23 protein-coding genes are annotated in these 25424 nt (G+C 69.7%); 12 read left to right on the top strand and 11 right to left on the bottom strand.

The window, feature by feature from the left end:
- The first annotated feature begins 215 nt into the window (after positions 1-215).
- Positions 216-794, top strand: coding sequence for an orotate phosphoribosyltransferase (gene pyrE / locus QE388_RS07310; protein ID WP_307384398.1), 579 nt, complete (start codon positions 216-218; stop codon positions 792-794).
- A 4-nt stretch (positions 795-798) separates the two neighbouring features.
- On the opposite strand, the gene QE388_RS07315 is transcribed toward pyrE, so the two are convergent.
- The 7 genes from QE388_RS07315 to QE388_RS07345 form a co-directional block, all read right to left on the bottom strand.
- On the bottom strand, positions 799-1983 hold the full coding sequence (locus QE388_RS07315) for a GDSL-type esterase/lipase family protein (protein ID WP_307384401.1): 1185 nt from the start codon (positions 1981-1983) through the stop codon (positions 799-801).
- Positions 1980-2756, bottom strand: coding sequence for a S9 family peptidase (locus QE388_RS07320; RefSeq protein ID WP_307384403.1), 777 nt, complete (start codon positions 2754-2756; stop codon positions 1980-1982). Before QE388_RS07320 ends, QE388_RS07315 begins: the two co-directional genes overlap by 4 nt.
- A 15-nt stretch (positions 2757-2771) precedes the next feature.
- Positions 2772-4100 (bottom strand): MFS transporter, encoded by a 1329-nt coding sequence (locus QE388_RS07325; RefSeq protein WP_307384406.1) that lies wholly within the window; start codon positions 4098-4100, stop codon positions 2772-2774.
- Positions 4101-4204: 104 nt separating this feature from the next.
- A complete protein-coding gene (locus QE388_RS07330) occupies positions 4205-5272 on the bottom strand; it encodes a LacI family DNA-binding transcriptional regulator (protein ID WP_307384408.1) in 1068 nt (355 codons plus the stop codon).
- Positions 5269-5424: a hypothetical protein gene (locus QE388_RS07335; RefSeq protein ID WP_307384410.1), complete on the bottom strand. Its 156-nt coding sequence runs from the start codon at positions 5422-5424 to the stop codon at positions 5269-5271. The genes QE388_RS07330 and QE388_RS07335 overlap by 4 nt, the downstream gene beginning before the upstream one ends.
- A gap of 33 nt (positions 5425-5457) precedes the next feature.
- Positions 5458-6288, bottom strand: a complete 831-nt coding sequence (locus tag QE388_RS07340; RefSeq protein WP_058595263.1) for an HAD-IIA family hydrolase — start codon at positions 6286-6288, stop codon at positions 5458-5460.
- Positions 6289-6380: 92 nt separating this feature from the next.
- Entirely contained in the window at positions 6381-6551 is a 171-nt protein-coding gene (locus QE388_RS07345) for a CsbD family protein (RefSeq protein ID WP_307384413.1), read from the bottom strand.
- 192 nt (positions 6552-6743) lie between these two features.
- Between QE388_RS07345 and QE388_RS07350 the strand changes: the two genes are divergently transcribed.
- The gene (locus QE388_RS07350) at positions 6744-7691 is read left to right on the top strand and encodes an SDR family NAD(P)-dependent oxidoreductase (RefSeq protein WP_307384415.1); all 948 of its coding nucleotides are present in this window, start codon (positions 6744-6746) and stop codon (positions 7689-7691) included.
- Positions 7692-7743: 52 nt separating this feature from the next.
- Entirely contained in the window at positions 7744-10185 is a 2442-nt protein-coding gene (locus QE388_RS07355) for an HAD-IC family P-type ATPase (protein WP_307384417.1), read from the top strand.
- A 46-nt stretch (positions 10186-10231) separates the two neighbouring features.
- Here the strand turns inward: QE388_RS07355 and QE388_RS07360 are convergent, their stop codons facing one another.
- From QE388_RS07360 to QE388_RS07370, 3 genes are all read right to left on the bottom strand, one after another.
- Positions 10232-10654: a hypothetical protein gene (locus QE388_RS07360; protein WP_307384418.1), complete on the bottom strand. Its 423-nt coding sequence runs from the start codon at positions 10652-10654 to the stop codon at positions 10232-10234.
- Between the two features lie 617 nt (positions 10655-11271).
- On the bottom strand, positions 11272-11907 hold the full coding sequence (locus tag QE388_RS07365) for a metal-dependent transcriptional regulator (RefSeq protein WP_307384421.1): 636 nt from the start codon (positions 11905-11907) through the stop codon (positions 11272-11274).
- A gap of 10 nt (positions 11908-11917) precedes the next feature.
- Entirely contained in the window at positions 11918-13195 is a 1278-nt protein-coding gene (locus QE388_RS07370; protein WP_307384425.1) for an Nramp family divalent metal transporter, read from the bottom strand.
- A 70-nt stretch (positions 13196-13265) separates the two neighbouring features.
- On the opposite strand from QE388_RS07370, the gene QE388_RS07375 reads away from it, so the two are divergent.
- Both QE388_RS07375 and QE388_RS07380 read left to right on the top strand, forming a co-directional pair.
- Positions 13266-13955: a TrmH family RNA methyltransferase gene (locus tag QE388_RS07375; RefSeq protein WP_307384426.1), complete on the top strand. Its 690-nt coding sequence runs from the start codon at positions 13266-13268 to the stop codon at positions 13953-13955.
- A gap of 256 nt (positions 13956-14211) precedes the next feature.
- On the top strand, positions 14212-15456 hold the full coding sequence (locus QE388_RS07380) for an acyl-CoA dehydrogenase family protein (protein WP_275796652.1): 1245 nt from the start codon (positions 14212-14214) through the stop codon (positions 15454-15456).
- Between the two features lie 22 nt (positions 15457-15478).
- On the opposite strand, the gene QE388_RS07385 is transcribed toward QE388_RS07380, so the two are convergent.
- Positions 15479-16807, bottom strand: coding sequence for an MATE family efflux transporter (locus tag QE388_RS07385; protein WP_275796650.1), 1329 nt, complete (start codon positions 16805-16807; stop codon positions 15479-15481).
- A gap of 139 nt (positions 16808-16946) precedes the next feature.
- Between QE388_RS07385 and QE388_RS07390 the strand changes: the two genes are divergently transcribed.
- From QE388_RS07390 to QE388_RS07420, 7 genes are all read left to right on the top strand, one after another.
- Positions 16947-18923: a M13 family metallopeptidase gene (locus QE388_RS07390; RefSeq protein ID WP_307384428.1), complete on the top strand. Its 1977-nt coding sequence runs from the start codon at positions 16947-16949 to the stop codon at positions 18921-18923.
- Between the two features lie 48 nt (positions 18924-18971).
- The gene (locus tag QE388_RS07395) at positions 18972-19934 is read left to right on the top strand and encodes a serine hydrolase (protein WP_307387081.1); all 963 of its coding nucleotides are present in this window, start codon (positions 18972-18974) and stop codon (positions 19932-19934) included.
- 241 nt (positions 19935-20175) lie between these two features.
- Entirely contained in the window at positions 20176-21549 is a 1374-nt protein-coding gene (locus tag QE388_RS07400; protein ID WP_275796646.1) for an ABC transporter substrate-binding protein, read from the top strand.
- Between the two features lie 75 nt (positions 21550-21624).
- Positions 21625-22500, top strand: a complete 876-nt coding sequence (locus tag QE388_RS07405; protein ID WP_275796644.1) for a carbohydrate ABC transporter permease — start codon at positions 21625-21627, stop codon at positions 22498-22500.
- A complete protein-coding gene (locus QE388_RS07410) occupies positions 22487-23392 on the top strand; it encodes a carbohydrate ABC transporter permease (RefSeq protein WP_275796643.1) in 906 nt (301 codons plus the stop codon). Before QE388_RS07405 ends, QE388_RS07410 begins: the two co-directional genes overlap by 14 nt.
- Positions 23393-23580: 188 nt before the next feature.
- The gene (locus tag QE388_RS07415; protein WP_307384436.1) at positions 23581-24585 is read left to right on the top strand and encodes a mandelate racemase/muconate lactonizing enzyme family protein; all 1005 of its coding nucleotides are present in this window, start codon (positions 23581-23583) and stop codon (positions 24583-24585) included.
- A 10-nt stretch (positions 24586-24595) separates the two neighbouring features.
- On the top strand, positions 24596-25351 hold the full coding sequence (locus QE388_RS07420; RefSeq protein WP_307384439.1) for a FadR/GntR family transcriptional regulator: 756 nt from the start codon (positions 24596-24598) through the stop codon (positions 25349-25351).
- The last annotated feature ends 73 nt before the right edge of the window (positions 25352-25424 follow it).

Genomic DNA, 25424 nt, shown 5'->3' on the forward strand with positions numbered 1-25424 from the left:
TGGGCTGTCGTGCCGTCGCGTCGGGCCCGTACCGTCGCGCGGAGTTCGTGCCCGACACGCCGCTCGAGGCGGCGCGGCCGCGGAGTGTCGCCCACGAACTCCGCCGGACGAATGCCGAACCCCCGCGCCGCGACATGCCCCGGCCGGACGGATGCCGAACCCCCGCGCGGTGACATCCCTCGGCCGCGCCGACATCGGCCAATAGAATCGATCGCGTGACCGTCGCCTCAACGCCCGAGCTCGAAGCCGACCGCCAGGCCCTCATCGGCCTCATCAAGGACGAGGCGGTGTTCCACGGCGACTTCACCCTCTCGAGCGGCAAGAAGGCGACGTACTACGTCGACATGCGCAAGCTCACGCTCGACCACCGCGCCGCTCCCGCGATCGGCCGCCTCGTGCTCGATCTCGTGAAGGATCTCGACGGTGTCGTCGCCGTGGGCGGTCTCACCCTCGGCGCCGACCCCATCGCGAACGCCGTCATGCACGAGTCGGTGCACGCCGGCCACCCGCTGGACGCGTTCGTCGTGCGCAAGGAGCCCAAGGACCACGGTCGCGGCCGCCAGATCGAGGGCGCGGACGTCGCGGGCAAGCGCGTCGTGGTCGTGGAAGACACCTCGACCACCGGCCAGTCCGCGCTCAAGGCGGTCGAGGCGTTGCGTCGCGAGGGCGCCGAGGTCGTCGCCGTCGCCGTGATCGTCGATCGCAAGACCGGCGCGCAGGCCGCGATCGAGGCCGAGGGCCTGCGGTGGCTGGCATCCATCGATCTCGACGACCTGGGCCTCCAGCCGCAGTAACGGCTCAGTCGCCGAGGCTCTCGCGCGGGACGAGCCCGTCGGGGCCGAACGCCAGGGCCGCGAAGCGCGCGCCCATCTCGCGGTACAGCGCCTCGTCGGGGTGCAGCCCGTCGGGGAGCGGGAAGCGGGCGACGTCTTCCGGGCCGTAGAGCGCCAGCCCGTCGAGGTAATGGACCGCCTCGCCCGCGGTCGCGCGGGTGCGGACGACTCCCGCGATGTGACGCCGCGACTCCGCGAGCGTGAGCGCGCCCTTCGCGATGTCGGCCGGGTCTCCTGCGGTGAAGCATCGGATGCCGTCGTCGAGGAACTCCACGTCGGAGGGGCCGGGACGTTCGTCGCTCTCGGGCCAGAGGATCGAGGATGCCACGACGATCGGCGTCTCGGGATGCCCCCGCCGCACCCGGTCGAGGAACCCGTGCAGCGCCGGCGCGAAGGTGCGTTGATCCATGGACCGGGCACCCACGATGTTCACGCCGACCTTGAGCGAGATGATGTCCGCGGGGGTCGCGGCGATGGCGTCGGCGACGAAGGGGTCGAGCATGCATTGGCCCCCGAAGCCGAGGTTGATCACGTCGAGGTCGGCTGTGCGGGCGGCGACGACGGGCCAGGTGCCGGTGGGCAGCGGCGTCTCGACGCCGTGGCTGATCGAGCTGCCGTGGTGGACCCACACCGGACGCGTCGAGGGCTCCGGAGCCTCGATCGGCCGATTCGCCCGCACGTCGAGGAGATCGACGATCATGCCCTGTGGCAGCCACACCGTCACGGTCTTCTCGCCCTCGGGGAGGTCGTCGAACACGACGACCGACGACGGCGAGAACTCCTCGGTGCGCTGCGCGTCGGCGCTGAGCGGCACGTGGAGGATGCCGTTCACCGGCGACTCGACATGAGCGTGCCGCTTCTCGTCGATCTCGGCGACGAACGCGTTGCGCGCACCGAGGAAGTCCTGCACCTGAAAGCGCGTGCACACCACGTGCAGCTCGATGCGGGTCGCCGCGGTGACGAGGGCGATGCGGACGCCGCTCGCCTGCATCGACACCGCGCGCAGGTTCTCGCCGGCGGGCGGGAAATGCGGCCAGGCCGCGACGGGGATGCGCACCGGACGGATGCCGCGGTCGCGCAGCGTGTCGAGGTGCCCGACGATCCGCACGCGGCCGCCGTCGAGAGCGACGACCTCGCCCCGGGGGGTCATCGGGCGTTCGCCGTGATGAAGGCGACGGTGCGCGCGATTAGATCGTCGCGCTGCGGAAGCTGCGCCCACCCGTGATCGGCACCGTCGACGACGACGAGTTGGCCGCGATCGCCGAAGACGTCGGCCGCGAGGTAGCGCTCGGCGTACGAGACGGGGATGAAGTCGTCCGTCCCGTGCAGCAGCAGGACCGGACCGTCGTAGCCCGCCGCTCGACCGTAGACGTCGAAGGTCACGGCGTCGTCGCGCAGCGCCGGCCCCAGCCGCATCCCCAGGAAGTCGAAGAAGCCGTCGCGGTCGAGGCCCTCGAGCGAGCGTCCCTGCAGGGTGCCGCCGCTGATCTCGTCGACGAACAGCGCCGCGGTGGACCACATCGTGAGAGAGCGGAAGGCGTGCTCGTTCGAGGCGGCGGCGACGGATGCCACGACCGAGCCGAGGCTCATCCCGACGAGGTGGAGGTTCTCGGCATCCACTCCTTCCCTCCGACGCACGGCCTCGAGCACGAGGTGGGCGTCGGCGATGTCGCCCGAGACGGTCGTGTCGAAGAAGTCGCCGTCGCTCTCGCCGTGCCCGGCGCGATCGTAGGCGATCACCCCGAGCCCGCGCGCGGTGAGGGCGCGGGCCAGGGTGACGAACACTCCGGTCGTCTCGACCCGCGAGCCTCCGAAGCCGTGGAACAGCACGACGGTGGGCGCGTCGCCGTCGCGATCGGGTCGGTAGTGCACGCCGCGCAGAGCAAGACCACGGACGGAGACGTCGAAGGGCTGCAGGCTCATCGGGGTCTTTCGGGTTCAGGCGGTCGCCGGCGTGGCGGGCGCGGGGCGGTCGGTCGCGGACGCGTCGGCGACGAGTTCACTCTCGACGTCGAAGGACGATCGCGTGGCGCGCCGGAATCCGATCCACCCGATCAGGAAGCCGAGGGCCGCGACGATCGAGACGCCGACGTACACGCCCGACGGGTTCAGGGCGAGCAGGGCGGGAGTCACGACGTTGAGTCCGGCGGTCGCGAAGCGTGCGACCGCGTAGATCGTGCCCTGGGCGGTGGAGCGCATCATCGTGGGGAACGATTCCTGCGTCCACACCTTCATGATCGTCTCGAAGCAGAACGCGCCGGCGAACGTCGACCCGACGACCGAGACGATCAGCGCGGGCAGCGTGAACCCGAACACGACCGGAACGAGGTTGGCCACGACGACGCCCACGGCGCCGATCACGAACCAGTTCATGCGGAACCGGGTGTCGGCCACGCTCATGAACCAGACGGCGCCGACGATCGCGGCGGGCATCGCGAGCAGGGTCCAGCCCTGGTACTCGTTGACCGGGATGCCGGCCACGTTGACCGCGACGAAGGTGCCGAAGCTTCCCGCGACGCTGATCGCGAGCGAGGCGAGCGTGTAGTAGACGAGCAGCGTCACGAAGGGACGGCGGTACGGCGTGCGACCGAAGTCCCGGAGGCGCGTGCGCTCGGCCCGGACGGTCTGCACTCCCGCGCGACGCTCGTCTCGGGCGGCGAGCCAGATCGCCGACTCCGGGATGGTCAGACGAAGTGCCAGCACGACGAGTCCGATCCCGCCGAAGGCGCCGAACATGATCTGTCCGCCGACGGGGCCCAGCGAGCCGTAGAAGATGCCGATCAGAACGGCCATCAGGATGCCGAAACCCCCGAGGAGGTTCGAGAAGACCAGGATCTTCCCGCGGTTTCGATCGGTTGCCGCTTCGGAGATCGTCGCGAGGGCGACCGGCAGATCGGCGCCGACTCCGAGGCCGATGAGCGCGATGCCGGGGAGGAGGATCTCGAACGAGACCCCGAAGAACGGGGTGAGCGAGCCGACGACGATGAGCGCCATGGTGACGAGGAATACGCGGCGTCGGCCGAGGCGGTCGCCCAGTCGGCCGCCGACGAGCGAACCCACCGCGACGCCCGCGGTCAGCACGCCGGTGAGCAGCCCGATCTGATCGGGCGTGAGTCCGGGCACCCCGGGCGCCATGGATTGGAACAGCACGAGCGCGACGGCGATGCCGGTGGTCGCCGCGGTGTCGACGAAGGTCGCCATTCCGCAGACGAAACCGACCCACCAGGCGTGGGGAGCCCGCGAGAGACGGGAGGGGGTGTGGGTCATGTCGCACTCCTTTGTCGATGACGCCAGCGGCCGACCCTCTGTGGCCGACAGAGGAATGCTATACCGATATAGCAGCGGGAGTAAAGCACAGAATCGTCGAGGGTTCAGCGCGTGGGGGAGCCGACCGACGCACCGAGGTGCACGGCCATGCGGACGCGCTCGACGCGCGGCGTCGCGTCGTCCGACAGGAGGAGGGTCGCGGCCCGGCGGCCGAGATCCTCGTGGGGGAGTGAGATCGAGGTGAGCGAGGGTTCCAGCATTCCGGCGAGGGGGCTGCCGTCGAATCCGATGACCGAGACGTCGTCGGGAATCCGCCATTCGGCCGCGTGCAGGGCCCGATAGGCGCCCGCGGCGACCGCGTCGTTCACGCAGATGAGGGCGGAGGGCCGCGCTCCGTCCTGCAGCAGTCGTTCCACGGCGCGCTGCCCGTTCGGGGCATCCCAGTCGTCGTCGACGGCCGCATGCCCGGCGAGCGAGAGGCCCGACGACGCGAGTTCGCGTTCGATCCCCTCGAGGCGCTCCGGAAGGGCCAGTGGGCCCCACTCGTTCCAGAGCAGGCCTCCCCGCCGTCCGGGTGGCAGGTCGCCCACGAACCAGATGCCGTCGGTGTGCCCGGCCGCGACGAGCAGGCGCGCTGCCTCGCGGCCGGCCTCGACTTCGTCGGGCACGACGGCCACGTCGTCTCCGCCGCGCGCGCGGCAGTTGAGCAGCACGGTGCGGGTCGATGCGAGGAGCGGCGGCGGGTCGACGATTCGCGTGAACATCGAGGTGTAGATGACGCCGTCGATGTCCCGCCCGAACAGGCTGTGAAGCAGGCGCTCCTCGACCTGGGGGTCGCCCTCGGTGTCGACGGTGAAGAGCAGGATGTCGCGCTCGCGCAGAGCCCGCATGGCACCGCGCACCATCGCGTTGGCGTACGACGTGCTGCTGACGAAGTCCGACACGAGCGCGATGGTCCCCGATCGGCCGGTACGCAGGGTCTTCGCCGTCTGGTTGGGGCGGTAGCCGAGCTCTTCCGCCGCACGACGTACTCGCTCGAACACGTCGGCCGACAGTCTCTGGTCGGTCCGGCCGTTCATCACGAACGACACCGCCGACCGCGAGACGCCCGCCCGTTCCGCGACCTGCGAGAGCGTCACCCGTCGGGTGCCGGACGGGGGCGAATCTGTCACGCCGGCCCGCCGCCGTGGCCGTCGCCCGGTCCGTCGAACGGGTCGCGCCGACCACCGCCATGGCGTGAGCGTCGCCATTGAACGAGGAGGGCGACGAGGCTGCCCGCCGTGATGATGAGGGCCGTGATCAGCCAGAGGGTGCGGTCGTCCATGCGTCCATCCTGACGGAGCGGGCGTGGGGTGGGTCAGAGACCCTCGGCGAGCCCGTCCTCGCCGTCGGCGAGGTCGCTCTCGATCGGCTCGTCGCGGACGAGCTCGGCGACGGAGCCGAGGATCTCGTCGGGGCGGAAGGGATAGCGCTCGATCTCGCTCTCGTCGCTGATTCCCGTCATCACCAGCACGGTGTGGAGTCCGGCCTCGATGCCCGCGACGATGTCGGTGTCCATGCGGTCGCCGATCATGCCGGTGTTCTCGCTGTGCGCGCCGATCCGGTTCAACGCCGACCGGAACATCATCGGGTTCGGCTTGCCGACGATGTAGGGCTCGCGTCCCGTCGCCTTGGTGATGAGCGCGGCGATCGCTCCGGTCGCGGGCAGCACTCCCTCGGTCGACGGGCCCGTGGCATCCGGGTTCGTCGCGATGAAACGCGAGCCGCCACGGATGAAGCGGATGGCCTTCGTGATCGCCTCGAACGAGTAGTTGCGGGTCTCGCCGACCACGACGTAGTCGGGAGCCGTCTCGGTCATGATGAACCCGGCCTCGTGCAAAGCGGTCGTCAGGCCCGCCTCGCCGATGACGAAAGCCGAGCCGCCGGGCATCTGCGACTTCAGGAAGTCGGCCGTCGCGAGCGCGGAGGTCCAGATCGACGACTCCGGGACCACGAGTCCCGACGCGCGCAACCGCGCACTCAGATCGCGCGGCGTGAAGATCGAGTTGTTCGTGAGGACGAGGAACGGCGTGCCCTCGGCGCGCCACTGCGCCAGGAGCTCGGCTGCTCCGGGAACGGGGGTGTTCTCATGGACGAGGACCCCGTCCATGTCGGTGAGCCAGCACTCGATCTCGGCACGGGTTCGCATGGGCTCAGCCTAGCCGCGACCTCCGACAGCGCCACCGGGAGAGACGACGGGAGAGCTCGGCCGCCACCGTGCTCCCCCGTCGGTCGTGCGGCTTATTTGAACGCGTCCTTGGCGTTCTCGCCGGCCTTCTTGGCGTGTGCCTCGGTCTGCTCGAGCTTGCCCTCGGCCGCGAGCCGGTCGTTGTCGGTCGCGTTGCCGATGGCTTCCTTCGCCTTGCCCACGATGTCCTGGGCGGCGTTCTTGATCTTGTCGTCGAGTCCCATGATCGATTTCCTCTCGGGGTGTGTAGGCGTCGCGGAACCCTGCGTTCTCGCGGCGGAGCGGGTGTGCTCACAGTGATGACGCAACGAGCGACGGATTCGTCACGTCCCGCGTCGAACTTTTTCTCACGCACCGGTATGCCGAATCGGGAATGCACCCGTGACGCCGCCGACTCTTCTCGTTAGGGTCGGAGGGTGACGCGCGCGGACTGGGACCCCCGGAACCTGCCCGACCTCTCGGGCCGGACCTATCTCGTCACCGGCGCCACGCGCGGCCTCGGCTTCTTCGCGTGCGAGCAGATCGCCGCGGCCGGCGCGCACGTGCTACTCACCGGGCGCAGCCCGCACAAGCTCCAGACCGCGAAAGAGGCGGTGAAGAGGGCGAATCCGGATGCCTCGATCGAGACGCTCCTGCTCGACACGAGCAACCTCGGATCCGTGCGGGCAGCCGCCGCGACCGCTCGCGCGCGAGGGCGCCTCGACGGCCTGTTGCTGAACGCGGGCATCGTGCACCCGCCGAAGACGCGCGAGACCGCCGGCGGTCACGAACTGGTCTTCGCCACGAACGTGCTCGGACACTTCGCCCTCGCCGGCGAGATGCTCAAGCCGCTCGCCGCCGCGCGCGGCCGGATGGTCTGGGTGGGGAGCATGTCGACCTCGCTGTGGAACCACGTGCCCACCGATCCCGAACTCGTCGAGGGATACTCGCCGTGGCGCGCGTACGTGCAGTCCAAGGCGGCGACGACCGCGCTCGGGCTCGAAGCGGACCGTCGCCTGCGCGCGCACAGCGTGCCGGTGGAAAGCCTCATCGCCCACCCCGGATACTCCACGAGCGGCCGGACGCGTGGCATCCGGGGTGTCAACGAACCGAGCCGCCTGTCGCGTTTCGTCGACAATCTCCAGGCACCCATCACCCAGTCGAAAGAGCAGGGCGCGTGGTCGCTGGTGCGTGCGCTCGTCGATCCGGCGGCCGAGGGCGGCACCATGTACGGCCCCACGCTCGTCGCGCGCGGGTTGCCCCGTCCCGCGACGCCGTCGCGCCGATCGCGCCGGGCCGATCTGGGCGCAGACCTCTGGCAGCACTGCGAGACGGCGACCCACGTGCGGTGGCCCTTCGACCGGGCGCGGCGCGCGGCATCCTGAATCCATCGCGATCGGAGGAGTGCGTGTCGGGGGCTACCCCTACAGTGATCGCATGGACCAGGCGACCGCCGACAGTATCGATGCCGACGACGTCCGCGGTCTGACGGCTGCCGCCGTCGCCGAACGGGTCGCCTCCGGGCAGACCAACGCGTACGCCGCCGACACGAGTCGCAGCGCGTGGAACATCGTCCGCGCGAACGTCTTCACGCTGTTCAACGGGATCGTGGCCGCGTGCTTCCTGGTGCTGCTCCTGCTCGGGCGGTGGCAGGACGCCCTGTTCGGCGTCGCGGCGCTCTCGAACGCGGTGATCGGATGCGTGCAGGAGTTCCGCGCGAAGGCGGCCCTGGACCGTCTGGCCCTGCTCAACGCGCCCCGCGCCCGCGTGCGGCGAGACGGCGTCGACGCCGAGATCGCGCCCGGCGACGTCGTCCGCGACGACCTGCTGGTGCTGCGCGCGGGCGATCAGGTCCCCGCCGACGCGACCGTCGTCGCCTCGCAGGGACTGCAGATCGACGAATCGATGCTGACCGGCGAGTCGGATGCCGTCGACAAGCGCCCCGGTGACGAGGCGCTCTCGGGCTCCATCGTCGTCGGCGGAGACGGCACCGCGCGCGCGACCCGCGTGGGCGCGGCGTCGTACGCCAACACCTTCGCGAGCGAGGCGAAGAAGTTCCAGCTCGTGTCGAGCGAGCTGCGCACCTCGATCGATCGCGTCCTGAAGTGGGTCGGGTGGGGGATCGGTCCGGTGGGGCTGCTCGTGTTGAACGCGCAGATGATGGTCGCCGGCGGGTGGGCGGAGGCGTTCCAGCAGGGCACCTGGTCGCAGGCGGTGGTCAACACGATCGCCGCGCTCACGGCGATGATCCCGCTCGGTCTCGTGCTGATGACCTCGATCGCTTTCGCGGTCGGCGCGGCGCGGCTCGCCGGCAAGAAGGTGCTCGTGAACGAGTTGCCCGCGGTCGAGGGCCTCGCGCGCGTCGACGTGATCTGCCTCGACAAGACCGGAACGCTGACCGCGGGCGAGATCCGTTTCGACGATGCGCTCACCCTTACGGAGCGCGACGGCTGGCGAGAGACCCTCGGGTGGTACGGTGCGGCCGACGACGCCAACGCGACCGCGCGGTGCCTGCGCGAGCCCTTCCCGGTCGATGCCCCGCTCGAACCGGTGCGCCGTATCCCCTTCTCGTCGGCGCGCAAGTGGAGCGCGGTGTCGTTCGCCGACCGCGCGGAGGGCACGTGGATCCTCGGCGCCCCCGAGATGGTCTTCGGCGACCGGGCGGCGGACGCCGACACCGAGCTCGGCGCCGCCGTGACCCGGCTCGCGTCGTCGGGTCGACGCACCCTCGTGCTCGCCCACACCGCGACGCCCCTCGATGACGACGACGTCGCGGCGGAGCGGTTCCGCGGCGAGCCCGTCCCGGTGGCGGTTCTGACCTTCATCGAGGCCGTCCGTCCGGATGCCGCCGGGGCGTTGGCGTTCTTCCGCGAACAGGGCGTGGGCGTCCGGGTGATCTCGGGCGACAACCCCCGCACGGTCGCCGCGATCGCGCGCGAGGTCGGCCTCGAGGTCGCAGAGGGCTACGACGCGCGCCGACTACCCGAGGACGACGTCGAACTCGGACGCGTCCTCGAGGAGCACACGGTGTTCGGTCGGGTGACTCCCGACCAGAAGAAGCGGATCGTCACGGCGCTGCAGGCGCGGGGGCACGTCGTGGCGATGACCGGTGACGGTGTCAACGACGCGCTGGCGATCAAGACCGCCGACATCGGCATCGCGATGAACTCGGGCGCGGCGGCGACGAAGGCCGTCGCGCGTCTCGTCCTCCTCGATGGGCGCTTCTCGCACCTCCCGTCGGTCGTCGCCGAGGGGCGTCAGGTGATCGCCAACATCGAGCGCGTCTCGATGCTCTTCCTCACCAAGACCGTGTACGCGACGGGCCTCGCGGTGCTCTTCGGCGTGCTGGTCATGGAGTTCCCGTTCCTGCCGCGGCAGCTGTCGATCACCGACGGCCTCACCATCGGCATCCCGGCGTTCTTCCTGGCGCTCCTCCCCAACACGCAGCGTTACGTGCCGGGGTTCCTGAAACGCTCGCTGAGCTTCGCCATCCCGGCCGGCATCGTGATCGCGGTGTCGCTGACCGTGTACACGCGGCTCGCGATGGATCTCGGTCTGTCGGTCGCGCAGCTGCGCACCGGGGCGACGATCATCCTCGCGATCGTCGCGATCTGGGTGCTCACGGTGCTGTCGCGCCCCATCACGCGTGTGAAGGTGCTCGTGGTCGGTGCGATGTTCATCGCGCTCACCGCGATCTTCACGGTCCCGGCGCTGGGTGAGTTCTTCCAGCTGCAAGACCCGGGTGAGGACGGCGCGTGGTTGGTCACGGCGGTCGTCGTCACCGCCCTTGCGGCGATCGAGGCCGTGCGCTTCGCGCACCGCCGCTTCGTGCGCCGTCTCCTGGCTCGACGAGTGCCCGCCGACGCGCTCGCGGCGTAGTGTTCGCACGACCCGCGGGTCGGAAACCTGCCGGGCTCGTGCCGGGTCAGACGATGCTGGCGGCTTCGACGGCCCTGCGGGTGAAGTAGCGGCGCGCTGCGCGCGGGATCCACAGGGCCGCGATCACCGCGAGAGCGGCGATGAGCGCCACGGTGAGGATCGGGTCGAGCTCCGTCAAGGCCATGGCCGCCGCCTGCAGCACGACGAGCACCGAGAGATACGCCGTGAGAAGGATGCGCGCCAGTCGACTGCCGCGCGAGAGCGCCGAGCCCCCCGCGACCGTGAGGAGGCCGAGCAGGATTGTTGCCGCCCCGACCAGCGACACCGGCAGGACGAGATCGGCGCTCACCTCGTAGCGCGACAGCAGCACGAGCACGCCGAGAGCGGTGTTCAGCAGACCGCCGATGTACACCAGCACGATCGCCACGGTCACCGCGACGGGGCGGCGCACCTGCGTAGGAGGGGTCATGGGTCCTCGCGTTCACCGGGCCGGCCCGGGTGCCGGTGTGGGTCAGCGTAGCGGTCGCGGATCGCCCGCGCGGGCCTCGAGTCCTCGGCATCCGTTCGTGTGGTGTCGGTGACGGCGGGCCGGTGTGCCGTCCGGCGGAGTTCGTGTCGGTGCCCGCCTCGAGGTGCTCGCGTGCTGTGCCGTGCGGCGGAGTTCGGGGGTGACACGCCGGTCCGGGGCGGCTGTGGGTCGGTGTGTCGTTACGGAGTCCGCGTGACGGCGCGGTGTGGTCGGCCGTCGTGCGCTGTGCCGTCCGGCGGAGTTCGTCGGCGACACGCCGCCCCGGGGCGTCTGCCACCCGGTGTGTCGTTACGGAGTCCGCGTGAGGGCACGGTGTGGTCGGCCGTCGTGTGCTGTGCCGTCCGGCGGAGTTCGTGGGTGACACGCCGGTCCGGGGCGTCTGCCACCCGGTGTGTCGTTACGGAGTCCGCGTGACGGCACGGTGGCTGGGGTCGGCGCTGGGCGGCCGTCCGGCGGAGTTCGTCGGCGGCACGCCGGTCCGGGGCGCCCGCTCGTCGGCGTGTCGGCACGAACTCCGAATGACGGCGCACCGCCGGGGCGAACCCGCGGCGCGGGCTTCAGCGCGTCAGCCAGACCGACTCTGCCGCTCCGGCGGGCAGCTCGACGTCGACGCCGTCCGCGCGCACCGTCGACTCCGAGACCACCTCGAGCTCGTGCCCCACGTCGATGCCGCGCTCGACGAGCGCCCGGAGCAGCTCGGGGTCGCGGTCGCTCACCCTCAGCACGCGCCCCGCGTGACCGGGCACCGCGGCCGACAGCAGCACGAAAGGTTCGCGCTCGACCGAGCCGGTGGCATCCGGGATCGCATCGCCGTGCGGGTCGAAGCGGGGTCGACCGAGGCGGGCGTCGATGCCCTCGAGCAGGCGGTCGCTCAGGGCGTGCTCGAGCACCTCGGCCTCGTCGTGCACTTCGTCCCAGGCGTATCCGAACTCGCGGACGAGCCACGTCTCGATGAGGCGGTGCCGACGGATGACACCCGCAGCCCGGCGTTGCCCGGCCGGGGTGAGCGACACGGGGCCGTAGGGGCGGTGCGTCACGAGTCCCTGCGCGGCGAGCTTCTTCACCATCTCGGTCACGCTTGAGGGGGCGAGCCCGAGGACGGCGGCGAGCTGCGACGGGGTGATCGGGTCGTTCTGCCACTCGGTGTGGTGGTAGATCGCCTTGAGATAGTCGTCGGCTACGGGCGATTCCACGCCGGCCAGCCTATCCGCCGGTGAAGACGAGCCACAGGAGCACGGCGTTCAGCGCGATGAGGAAGACCGCCGCGGCGATGCCGGCCGCGGTCGTGATCGCGCGGTTGCGATAGTCGCCGAGGAGGTCGCGTCGGGCCGTCAGGGCGACGAGCGGAACGAGGGCGAACGGGATGCCGAACGACAACACCACCTGGCTCAGCACCAGCGCGAGCGTCGGGTCGACGCCGACCGCGAGGATCGCCAGGGCCGGGACGAGCGTCACGAGACGGCGCGCGAGCAGCGAGACACGGACGCGCAGGAGGCCGTGCATGATCTCCGCTCCCGCGTAGGCGCCGACCGAGGTCGACGCCAGCCCGCTGGCGAGGAGCCCGACCGCGAACATCGTCGCCACCAGCGGACCGAGCCCGTCGCGGAGCGCCGCGTACGCGCCCTCGAGACTATCGGTGCCCTCCACCCCGGCGAGGTTCGCCGCGGCCAGCAGCAGGATCGCGAGGTTCACGGTCCCCGCGACGGCCAGGGCGATCGTGACGTCCCATCGCGTGGCACGCAGCAGGCGCCGGGTCGAGATCCCTCGGGCATCCTCGAGGCCCGCAGCCTCGGTCGGTGCGTCCGGTGCGAAGCGGTCCCGGCTGAGCGCCGAGTGCGCGTAGATCGCATGCGGCATGATCGTCGCGCCGAGGATCGACGCGGCCAGCAGCACCGAGTTCGTCCCCTCGAATCGCGGCATCAGACCGGCGACGACGCCGCTCGCGTCGGGAGGAGCGAAGAAGAGGCCGAAGGTGAAGCCGATCGCGATCATCACCAGCAGGCCGATCAGCACGGTCTCGAACGCGCGGGCGCCGCGGCGCGATTGCACGACGAGCAGGAGCATCGAGACGACGCCCGTGATCGCCCCTCCCCAGACGAGGGGGATGCCGAACAGCAGGTGCAGAGCCACGGCACCGCCGATCACCTCGGCGACATCCGTGGCCATCGCCACGAGTTCGGCTTGGAGCCAGTACGCGCGCCGCGCCCAGCGGCGGTCGAGTCGGCGCCCCAGGATCTGCGGGAGGCTCTCGCCCGTGACGATGCCGAGCTTGGCCGACAGGTACTGGATGAGCCAGGCCATCACGTTGCCGAGCACGACGACCCACACGAGCAGGTAGCCGAAGCTCGCCCCCGCGGTCATGTTGCTGGCGACGTTGCCGGGGTCGAGGTAGGCGACGCCGGCCACCATGGCGGGTCCGAGGAGCCATGCGGCCCGGCCCGGCGCGCGTCGGCGGTCGATCACCTCGGCATTTTTCGGCATCCCGAAATGTTACTTATTTTTCGGCCATCCGAAAAGGAGGTCGATGATCCAGCCCGGGTAGCCTGATGCGGTGACGGATGCCGACGAGCCCACGCCGGCGCCGGAGAGCGCGGCCGAGACCGACCCGACGGATGCCACGCGCTCCGCGCCCGAGTCGGCGGACGCTCCCACCCACGGAGTCGGTCCCTGGGCGGGGGAGTGGCCCGACGATCCGCGCTACGACCCGGAGCTCCTCGCCGAGGGCGACCGTCGCAACGTCGTCGACGAGTACCGCTACTGGTCGATGGAGGCGATCGTCGCGGACCTCGACACGAAGCGGCATCCGTTCCACGTCGCGATCGAGAACTGGCAGCACGACCTCAACATCGGCTCGATCGTCCGCAGCGCGAACGCCTTCCTCGCGGCCGAGGTCCACATCATCGGCAAGCGCCGCTGGAATCGACGCGGCGCGATGGTGACCGACCGCTACCAGCACGTGCGTCACCACGAGGACGTCGATGCGTTCACCACGTGGGCGCGGGATGCCGGACTCCCCGTGATCGCGATCGACAACGTCGACGGATCGGTTCCCGTCGACCGTGCCGACCTCCCGGAGGCCTGCGTGCTGCTCTTCGGGCAGGAGGGGCCGGGGCTTTCTGCCGAGGCGCTGGCCGCGGCATCCGCCGTCGTCGAGATCACCCAGTACGGGTCGACCCGCTCGATCAACGCGGCTTCGGCCGCCGCCGTCGTCATGTACGAGTGGTGTCGCCGCTGGGCGTGACGCGTCCTGTGGCGCCCAGCGTGTGCCGCCCAGCGCGTGACGCTCAGCGTGTGACGCTCAGCGTGTGACGACGTCCCGACACCTGGGGTCTTTGTCGGTAACAGTCTTCCGCGGGACGGTTGACGGCTGTTGACTGTCGTCGCGACGATGCGGCGAGGCGGATGCGTCCCGCCGCGCTTCTCGCAGACCTGCTCTTCTCCGGTGGCAGCCGGGGTGGAGCGCGCCGATCGAATCACACACCTGGGAAGGAACGATCATGACGATCACGGATTCAACGACGACAGGCCTCGCGGACCGCTGGCGGGACGCAACCACTCCCGACACTAGCGCCGGGTGGATCGAGCGGGCTCGCGAGGTGGCCGACATCCTCGCGGTGGATGCCGTCGAGCGCGACCGCGCCAACGCCACCCCGCGCGCCGAGGTCGATCTGCTCAAGGCGTCCGGCCTGGTCACCCTGCTCGGACCCCGCGAGCACGGCGGTGCCGGCGAGAGCTGGGACACGGCCTACAAGGTCATCCGCGCGGTGGCCCGCGGCGACGGCTCGATCGGACAGCTCCTGGGCTACCACTACCTGTGGGCGTGGGCGGCCCGGCTGGTGGCGACCGACGCGCAGATCGCCGCGGTCGAGGAGCTGTACACCACGAACACGTACTTCTTCGGTGGTGCGGTGAACCCTCGCGACTCCGACCTCACGATCCGCGAAGAGGGCGACGAGCTCGTCTTCTCGGGGCGCAAGTCGTTCTCCACCGGCGGCAGCGTCGCCGACCTCACCGTGCTGGAGGGTGTGCTCGAGGGCACGGACACGCACGTCTTCGCGATCGTGCCGACCGCGCAAGAGGGCATCGTCTTCGCGGGCGACTGGGACAACCTGGGCCAGCGTCTGACCGAATCGGGCTCGGTTGAGATCCGCGACGTGCGCGTGCCCTGGTCGGATGCCGCCGGCTTCGTCGACAAGCAGTTCCAGCCGCTCGTCTACAACACCCTCAACGTGCCGGCGATCCAGCTCGTCTTCGCCAACTTCTACCTCGGCATCGCCCAGGGCGCCCTCGAGACCGCCTCGGCCTACACGCGCGAGCGCACCCGGCCGTGGCCCTACGGAGGCGACGACAAGCAGCGCGCGACGGAGGAGTGGTACCTGCTCGAGGGCTACGGGACGCTGCAGTCGAAACTCTGGGCCGACGAAGCGCTGCTCGACGCGGTGGGTGCCGAGATCAGCGCCGTGCTGCACGCCCCGCGCGAAGAGCTGACCGAGCGGCACCGTGGCGAGATCGCGGTGCGCATCGCCGCGGGCAAGCTCCGCATCGTCGACGATGGCCTCGAAGTGGCATCCAAGATCTTCGAGCTGACCGGTGCGCGCGCCACGGCCAACTCCGTGGGCCTCGACATCTTCTGGCGGAACCTCCGCACGCACAGCCTGCACGACCCGATCGCCTACAAGAAGCGAGAGGTCGGCGAGTACGTGCTGCTGAACCAGATTCCGGTTCCCACCTGGTACACGTGAGCAGTCGGCGGCGGGCGGTTGGTCAGTCGCCCGCCGTCGTCCATGCGTGTCCGCGCACGCGGAGACCGAGCGTGACGACCCGGGCGAGCAGGTAGACACCGAAGAACGCGGCCGACAGCCACGCGAGACCCGCCGCGCCTCCGCCTGCCCACAGGGCGACCGCCGCGAGGGCCGGCGTGTACGGGACGAGGTTGAGCACGCCCGCGAGTGCGAGGTACCGCGCGTCTCCGGCGCCGATGAGCACGCCGTCGAGCACGAACACGACCGCCGCGAGCGGTTGCGCGGCGGCGAGCACGAGCAGCGCCGGCTGAATCAGCGCGCCGACCGCGGGGTCGCCGGTGAACACGATCCCGACCACGCCGGACGCGGCGGCGATCAGGATGCCGACCGCGACGCCGAACCACACTCCCCACGCGACCGTGCGCTGCAGCACGCGGCGCACGGTCGCGAGGTGACCGGCCCCGAGACCCGCACCGATCAGGGCTTGAGCGGCGATGGCCAGGGCGTCGAGAGCGAAGGCCGCCGTGGAGAAGATCGTGAACGCGATCTGCCACCCCGCGAGCTCGGCCGATCCCAGCTGCGTGGCGACGGCGACCGTCGCGAGGAAGGCCGCGCGCAGGCTCAGCGTGCGCAGGAACAGCCACCCGCCCGAGCGTGCGGTGCCACCGAGGCCGGAGCGCTCCGGACGGAGGGATGCCGTGTGCCGGCGCGCGAGCCGGCCCACCACGACCACGTACGCACCGACCATCGCCCATTGCGCGATCACGGTACCCACCGCCGAACCCGCGATCCCCCAGCCGAATCCATAGATGAAGACGGCGTTGAGAGCCGCGTTGGCCGCGAACCCGACGCCCGCGATCCACAGCGGGGTCACGGTGTTCTGCAGCCCCCGCAACAGGCCCGTCGCCGCGAAGACGATGAGCATCGCGGGGAGGCCCCACATCGAGATCGACAGGTAGACGCGGGCGTTCTCGGCGACGTCGGGAGCGGCGCCGAAGGCATCGACGACCGCCGGGGTGGACCACACGCCGGCGAGGGCCAGGACGGCACCCAGAGTGAGCGCGATCCACATGCCGTCGATCCCGACCGAGACCGCGCGCCCGACCTCGCCGGCCCCGAAGCGTCGCGCCACCGCGGGTGTGGTGGAGTACGCGAGGAACACCATCAGGCCGACGATGGTGTGCAGAACCGCCCCGGCGATCCCGAGCCCCGCGAGCGGGGCGACGCCGAGGTGCCCGACCATGGCTGCGTCGACGATGAGGAAGAGCGGCTCGGCGATGAGCGCGCCGAGCGCCGGGATGGCCAGCCGGAGGATCGACCGGTTGAGCGTCTCGGGCGGTCGCGTGGTCACGCGTCGAGCCTATGGCGACCCACCGACATCGCGCCGGGCGGGGCGTGGGCGCAAGGGCGCGCGCAGCCGCACGCGCCACGGGCGAGGCAATGTCGGCGTCCCCAGCCCGCACCGAACAACGGGGATTTATCCTGGCTGAATGACCGAGACCCCCCGTTCCGGCCTCGCGCTCGACGAACTGAGCGACGAGATCCGCCCGCAGGACGACCTGTTCCGCCACGTCAACGGCCGCTGGCTCGAGCGCACCGAGATCCCCGAAGACAAGGCGCGCTGGGGCGCCTTCCACCTGATCGCCGAGCAGGCCGAGAAGGATGTCCGCGCGATCGTCGAGGAGTCGCAGCAGGCCGAGCCGGGCACCGAGGCCCGCAAGATCGGCGATCTGTTCGCGAGCTTCATGGACACCGCCCGCATCGACGAGCTCGGCCGGACGCCGATCGAGGAGCAGCTGCGACGGGTCGACGAGGTGCACGACGTCGCCGGGCTCCTGCGGCTCACGGGCGAGTTCGAGCGCGAGGGCATGAGCGGTCTGATCGCCCTCTTCGTCGAGCCCGACCCGGGCGACCCGACGCGGTACGTCCCGGTCCTCTACCAGGGCGGCCTCTCGATGCCCGACGAGAGCTACTACCGTCTCGACAACTTCGCCGACACGCGCGACGCCTACCGCGCGCACATCGAGCGCATCCTCGACCTCGCGGGCGTCGCCGATGCTGCCGATGACGCCGCGCGGGTCTTCGCCCTCGAGACCGAGATCGCGACCCACCACTGGTCGCGCGAAGACAGCCGCGACGCGGTCAAGACCTACAACCTGAAGTCGTGGGACGACACCGTCGCGCTCGCCGGCATCGACCTTGCGGCGTGGCGGGCGGGCGTCGCCCCCGGCCGCGAGGACGCGCTCGCCGAGGTCGTCGTCTACCAGCCGAGCTTCGTCGAGTCCCTCGGCGAACTGCTCGTCGCGGAACGCCTCGACGACTGGAAGGCCTGGCTGCGCTTCAAGGTGGTGCACTCCGCGGCGGCGTTCCTGCCCGATGCCTTCGTCGCCGAGAACTTCTCGTTCTACGGCACCCAGCTCACGGGTGTTCCCGTGAACCGCGAGCGGTGGAAGCGCGGCGTGAGCCTCGCGGAGGCCGCTCTGGGCGAGGCGATCGGCAAGGTCTACGTCGAACGGCACTTCCCGCCGGCAGCGAAGGAGGCCATGGACGGTCTCGTCGCGCACCTCATCGAGGCCTACCGTCGCTCGATCCGCTCGCTCGAGTGGATGACCGCCGAAACGCGCGAGCGCGCGCTCGCGAAGCTCGACGCCTTCACGCCGAAGATCGGCTACCCCGTGCGCTGGAAGGACTACGGCGACCTCGAGATCTCCGCCGACGACCTCATCGGAAACGTCCGCCGGGCCAACGTCTGGGAGCACGACCGGCAGCTCGCGAAGGTCGGCCAGCCGATCGACCGTGACGAGTGGCACATGACGCCGCAGACGGTGAACGCCTACTACAACCCGTTGATGAACGAGATCGTCTTCCCCGCGGCGATCCTGCAGTACCCGTTCTTCGACGCCGACCGCGATTCGGCCGCCAACTTCGGCGGGATCGGTGCCGTGATCGGTCACGAGATCGGCCACGGCTTCGACGACCAGGGCAGCCGCTTCGACGGCGACGGATCGCTGCGCGACTGGTGGACGGATGCCGATCGCGCCGCGTTCGAGGAGCGAACCAAGGCCCTGATCGCCCAGTACGACGCGCTCGTGCCCGAGGGGCTGTCCGAGGAGCACCACGTCAACGGCGCCCTCACGATCGGTGAGAACATCGGCGACCTGGGCGGACTCGGCATCGCGATCTCGGCTTACCGGCTCTCGCTCGAAGCCGAGGGGCAGCACCCCGAAGGTCCGGTCGTGGACGGGCTCAGTGGCATCCAGCGTCTTCTTCTCAGCTGGGCGCAGGTGTGGCAGCAGAAGGGCCGGGATGCCGAGACCATCCGCCTCCTCACGATCGATCCGCACTCGCCCAACGAGTTCCGCTGCAATCAGATCGTGCGTAACATCGATGCTTTCTACGAGGCGTTCGAGGTGACCGAGGGCGACGCTCTCTGGCTCGACGCAGACCAGCGCGTCACCATTTGGTGAGGCGGAGTTTGTTGCTCTTCTGACCCGGAAGGAGCCACGCTCGTGGGCATGCCCCCGGTTCCCGAGCCCGCCACCCCCGAGCCCCTCGGCGGGGCCGTCGAGTCGTCGCGACGCGACGCGCCCGCTCTCCGGGGTGCCGGGAGGAAAGGGCCGAAGCGGCTTCCGCGCCGTGCGGCGGCCGGACGACGCTCGTTCACCGCGACGCTGCGCGCGCTCGACGAGCTCGCCGCGTCGGGTGCGCGCGTCTCGGTGCGAATCGACGAGCTGGACGGCGGGGCGCAGGTGCTCGGGGGCGACGATTTCCTGACCCTCCCGGTCGGGGGGCTCGGCGTCGTCCCGCTCCTCATCGAGGTCGCGGCATCCATCGAGGCGGGCACGATCGACGCGCTGGAGATCATCGACCGGTCGACCGTGCACGGCGCCGCGGTCGGCGGCATGTGGCAGCATCTCAAGGCCCCCGCGCTGCCGATCGCCGACGTCGCGGTGCTCGCCGCCTCGGCCGGCGACGCACTCGCGGTCAACGCCCTCCTGCAGCGCGTGGGTCTGCAGGCCGTGCGCGCGCGGTCGGAGCAGCTGGGGATGCGCCGGACGGCGCTCCTCGACCGCTTCCGCGACGACCGCGGCCCCGACGACGCTCCGCACGTCGCGCTCTCGACCGCCCGTGAGATGGCGGGACTCTTCGCCGGTCTCGTGAACTCGGCGGTGGTCTCGCCGGGGGTCAGCGCACAGGTCGCGGAGTGGCTGAGCCTGAACCACGACCTGTCGCTCGTGGCATCCGCCACCGGTCTCGATCCGTTCGCGCACGAGAACGACCAGCACGGGCTGCTGTTCATCAACAAGACGGGTCGCGCCGCCGGCGTGCGTGCCGAGGCGGGCGTACTCGGCGGCCCCCGCGCGGGCGTGGCCTACGCGCTGATCGTCAACTTCGACGATCTCTCCATCTCGCACCGTCTGCGCGCGCACGACGCGTTCCGGGTCCTCGGCGTCGAGCTGATGGAGTACGTGTACTGACCCTCAGTCGGCGCGGATGCTCCAGACGCTCCGCGAGCACGCCGCGATGGTGGTCGCGACGACGATGACCGTTGCGGCGTAGGTGGCAGTTCCCGCGGAGGTCGGACGACTTCCCCGAATCACGCAGCTCACGCGCGCTCTTGATCACGGATTCATCTCGCCTCTTGCGCAAACATATGACGTATGCCCTATGCTGGCATCCGGTCATCCGACCTCGTCGAAGAAGACAGGAGCTTCCGCAATGACGCAGCATGTTTCTCGCGCTCATCGTCGCCTCGCCCTCGTGGGTGGAGTCGCCGTAGCGTCCGCCCTCGCGCTTTCCGCGTGCAGCCCGAGCACCGGTGGTGGCGGAGGCGACTCTGACTCCCAGTACGGCTTCACCGCGGCAGAGCAGGACGCGTCGAGCGCCATCACCGTTTGGGTCGACTCGTCTCGCGAGCCCCTCGCCCAGGCGTTCGAGAAGGCGAACCCCGACGTCAAGATCAACATCGAGACCTACGACGGCGGCGCCGGCGGCTCGGGCTCGTTCCAGCAGAAGATCGCCCTCTTCGACCAGTCCGGTGAGGGCTGGCCCGACGTCGTCTTCTCCACCCAGCAGAACGACACCGCGTGGGCCTCGAAGGAGAACAACGGACAGCAGGCGTTCGCCGCCCCGCTGAACAAGGGCTTCTTCGATCAGAGCTTCCTCGACGGCTTCACCAAGGGCGCGCTCGGCCCCATGACCGTCGACGACACCGTTTACGGCCTCCGCAACGACCTCGCGCCGGTGCTGTTCTGGTACAATAAGCCGCTCTTCGACCAGTTCGGCTACACCATTCCCACGACGTGGGAAGAGTACAAGGCCCTCAGCGACAAGGTGGCTGCCGAGCACCCCGGATACATCCTCGGTTCGGTGGGAGACTCGTTCCAGGCCCCCTACGTGTACTACTGGGGTGCCGAGGCTCCGATCTTCCAGGTCGAGGGCAACACGTTCAGCTCGGACTTCTCTGCGCCGAACTCCGAGAAGGCCACCGACCTCATCGACCACATGCTCGCCAACGGCACCCTCGTGACCGACAGCGTGTTCGGTAACGACTTCGTCGCCAAGTACTCCGACAAGCTCCTCGGAATCCCCGGCCCCGCGTGGTACGCCGGTGCGCTGTTCGACAACGAGAAGAGCCTGAACGCCGCTCCCGGCACCATTGGTGCCGGCGCTCCGCTCACGTGGTCCGACGGCGACAAGGTCACCGGAAACGTCGGTGGTGGCGTCTGGTATGCCTCGAGCCACTCGAAGAACCTCGAGGCCGTCAAGACCTTCCTCACCTACGTCACCAGCTCGGACGACGCCGTCAAGCTCGCGTCGGGCCTGCCGGCCTACCAGTCGGCCGCAGATGCGTGGCTGAAGGAACAGGCCGCCCAGGGCTTCTTCACGGGCGATCTCGAGTCCAGCATCTCGACCGCAGCCAGCTCGGTCTGGCAGGGCTGGGGCTACCCCAGCTTCAGCATCGAGGCCGCCTACTCGAAGGTGGCGCTGCCGGTGATCTCCGCGGGTAAGCCTCTCTCGGACGCCACGCAGGCGTGGCAGACCGAGATGGACAACCAGGCGCAGGTCCAGGGCTACGACGTCAAGAAGTAACCCGAACACCATCCTGGGCTGGCCGCATTCGTCCGCGGATGCGGCCAGCCCTTCCCCCTGAGAACGGAAAAGACCATGCTCTCCCTCCGTCGAGCTCAATCGACCTTCGGCTACCTGATGGTCAGCGGATACGTCGTCCTGCTCCTGGCGTTCGGCATCTTGCCGACCCTCTATGCCGCATACCTGGCGTTCACCAAGGACGGAGCCTTCGTCGGCTTCGACAACTTCCTCAAAGCGGTTCAGGACTATCGTTTCCTCCCCGCCGTCGGCCACGTCGCCGCGTTCATCGCGATCTGGCTGACGAGCCTCATCATCATCGTCGTGTTCCTCGCGGTGATCGTCCACGCGATCCGCGTGCGCTGGCTGTCATCCGCGTCGCGGTTCATCTTCTACATCCCGGGCGCCCTCGCCGGGGCGTCAAGCGTGCTGCTCTGGCTCTTCATGCTCGACCCGACGGTGAGCCCGGTCAGCGGACTCCTCCGTGCAATGGGCTTCAACACCTTCGTCGACGTCGTCGGCAACGAGGGCAATCTCCCGGTGGTCTTCACCGTCATCGCCTTCTGGGCCGGTGCCGGTGGATGGATCGTCATCATGTACGGCGCCCTGAACAACATCAACGTCGAGGTCATGGAGGCCGCCCGCATCGACGGTGCCGGCCCGATCGCCACCGCCTGGTACATCCAGATCCCGCTGCTGCGGAAGTGGATCGCGTACATGGCCGTCATGTCGCTGGCCGCCGGCACGCAGCTCTTCGTCGAGCCCCGCGTGCTGTCGCAGGCGAGCAAGGGCGTCGTGGGCCTCGACTACTCCCTCAACCAGGTCGCCTACCTCTACGCCTTCCGTCAGAACGACTTCAACGGCTCCGCGGCCATCTCGCTGATGCTCCTGGTCGTCGCCGCCGGCCTTGCGGCCTTCTTCGTCTTCCGAGGAGGACTCTTTGAACGCGACTAAGTCGACCGCGACCAAGCGCGCCCTGACCCCCGCAGCGTTTCTGGGGCGGGCCTTCGTCACCGTCATCATCCTGTTCTTCGTCTTCGTCTTCGGGATGCCGATCGTCTGGCTGCTGCTGGCGCCGACGAAGTCCTCCACCGAGCTGACCGGTCAGCCGCCGTTCTCGTTCGGCTCGTTCGCCACGATCGCCGACAACTGGTCGCGGCTGAGCGAGTTCCAGAACGGCATCATCTGGCAGTGGACGGGCAACGCCGCGCTCTACACGGGCGTGGCTCTGGTGATCACCCTCGTCGTCACGATCCCCGCCGGCTACGCCCTCGCGATGACGAGGTTCCGCTTCCGCGGTGTCCTGCTGATCCTGACGCTCGTGGTCATGCTCATCCCGAACACGGCGCTCGTGCTCCCGGTGTTCCTCGAGATGAGTGCGCTCAAGCTCGTCGGAACGCCGTGGGCCGTCATCCTGCCGTTCTCGTTCTTCCCGTTCGGGGTGTACCTCACGTACATCTACTTCACGACGAGCGTGTCGCAGGACCTCCTGAACGCGGCGCGCATCGACGGTGCGAGCGAGCTGCGGGTCTTCCGTTCGGTGGCCCTCCCGCTCGCGACCCCCGTGATCGCGCTGGTGGGTTTCTTCAACCTCGTCGGCAACTGGAACAACTACTTCCTCCCCTTCGTCATGGAGCCCGGTCGCAAAGCCCCCATCCAGGTCGGACTCGCCGAGCTGTTGTCCAACGTGCCGTTGTTCAACCCCACCTCATCGGCATCCGTCACTCTCGATCTGCCGGTGATGGCGCTCGCCACGCTCGTCTCCATCGCGCCGATCCTCATCGTGTTCCTGTTCTCGCAGCGATTCCTCGTCGAAGGAATGACTGCGGGCGGAACGAAGGAATGACCCCGGTCGCCGGGGTGGAAGAGGTCCAGTCATGAAGATCACGGGATACCGCCTGATCAACACCACACTCGATTGGGGGCGGCCGGTCGGCGATGTCAACGGGTTCATCGCCTCGGGCATCACCGCTCTCCCGATCGTCATCGTCGAGACCGACGAGGGCATCGAGGGTGTCGGTATGGGGATGCACGATGGCATCCCCCCAGCTCTTCGAGGCCGTCGAAGGCGAGGATCCGCGCGCGACGTCGTGGCTCTACGACCGCATGATCGCCCGCATGTTCAAGAACGGTCACGCCGGTGGTGTCTTCGGAGGCATCGGTGCCCTGGACAGCGCGTTCTGGGACATCAAGGCGAAAGCGCTGGGTGAGCCGCTGTGGCGCCTGCTCGGTGGACGGGACCGGTACATCCCGGGCTACGCCTCGGGTCTCGACATCGCCCTGGACTCCGCGGGGCTCACCGAGTTCTACTCGTTCATGCGTGACCGCGGCTTCACCGCCGCCAAGCTCAAGGGCGGGCGCAACGTCCGTCACGACGCCGAGCGTCTCGCCCTCGTGCGCGACGTGCTGGGTGAGGCCACCGATGAGCCGCTCGTCATGCTCGACGCGAACGAGTCGTGGAATGTCCCGCAGGCTGCACGTTACATTCAGCACCTCGAGCAGAACGTCGAGATCGCGTGGGTCGAGGAGCCGTTGCGACGCTGGGATGCCAGCGGTCTCCGTCGCCTGCGTGACACCATCTCGCCTGCGATCGCGACGGGCGAGAACCTGACCGGCCTCGAGCAGTACCGTCAGCTCTTCGACGCGGAGGCCGTCGACATCGTCCAGGCGGCGGCGGTGTGGGGGGTCACCCATTCGCTGCGCGTGGCCGTCGCCGCGCACGCGCGGGACCTGCCGGTCAGCCCGATCGGGATGACCTCCAACCCGTCGACGATGGCCGTGGCCACGGCGATCCCCAACCACCTGCTGACCGAGGTCACCACCCCGCAGATGCCGGCGGGGGTGACCGTCGACTACGACGTCGCGGACGGCGGGCTCGTGCTCGGAGACCGCCCGGGCGGCGGGATCTCGATCGACGAGTCGGTCCACGACGGAGCGGCCGACTTCGTGTGGGGCGGGGAAGGCGGTCCCCACGTGCGCGATGGTCGGACGGGGCTCGAACTCGGCGTGCGCCGGAGCGTGGGGCGACGGGCGGAGTAGAGTGCTCTCCATGCTTCCCGCCTCCGATCCCCGTTCCGGGGCTCCGCGGCGCGGGCAGATCGATCGCATCGGCTCGCGCGTGCTCGAAGAGCTGGTCGAGCTGATCGTCACGGGAAGCATCGCAGACGGTGAGTACCTCCCGCCCGAACAAGCCCTGTGCGACGAGTTCGGCGTCAGCCGGACCGTGATCCGGGAATGCATCAAGCGCATCCAGGAGAAGGGCCTCGTCGAGGTCGCGCAGGGCCGCGGCACACGGGTTCGGCACTTCAACGACTGGAACGTCCTCGATCCGCTCGTCTTCGACTCCCTCGTGCGTCATGACGAGTCGCTCGGTGTGCTCGACGAGGTCAGCGTGGTGCGCGCAGCGCTCGAGGGCGTGATGGCGAGCGAGGTCGCGGCCACCGGAAGCGCCGAGTCGCACGAGCAGATCCGGGTCCACCTGCACGACATGCGTCGCCTGCAGCACGACAACCCCGCTTTCCTGCGCGCTGACATGCAGTTCCACCTCTCGATGATGGCCGCGTCGAAGAACCGGATCGCGGCGACCATCGCGCGGTCCTTCTTCGTTCGTCCGCTGCAGAGCGCCCGGTGGGACGGCAACAACCCGGCCGACGCCATCCCGCGCACACTGGCCGAGCACGAGCGCGTCTTCGAGGCAATCGAGGCCGGGAACGCGGTCGCGGCGCGCGTCGCGATGGAGGAGCACATCCTCGGGTCGTGGCGTCGTCGACGTCTCCCCGACGGCGTGCACCACCTCAGCCCCTGACGGACGCTGCCTCAAAGCGCCGCGAGACTGCAGCCCGCTGACATCTCCGCTGCAGCGTGCGGGGGAGATGTCA

It is taken from the genome of Microbacterium sp. SORGH_AS_0969 (genome assembly GCF_030818255.1).
In the GTDB taxonomy this organism is placed as follows: Bacteria; Actinomycetota; Actinomycetes; order Actinomycetales; family Microbacteriaceae; genus Microbacterium.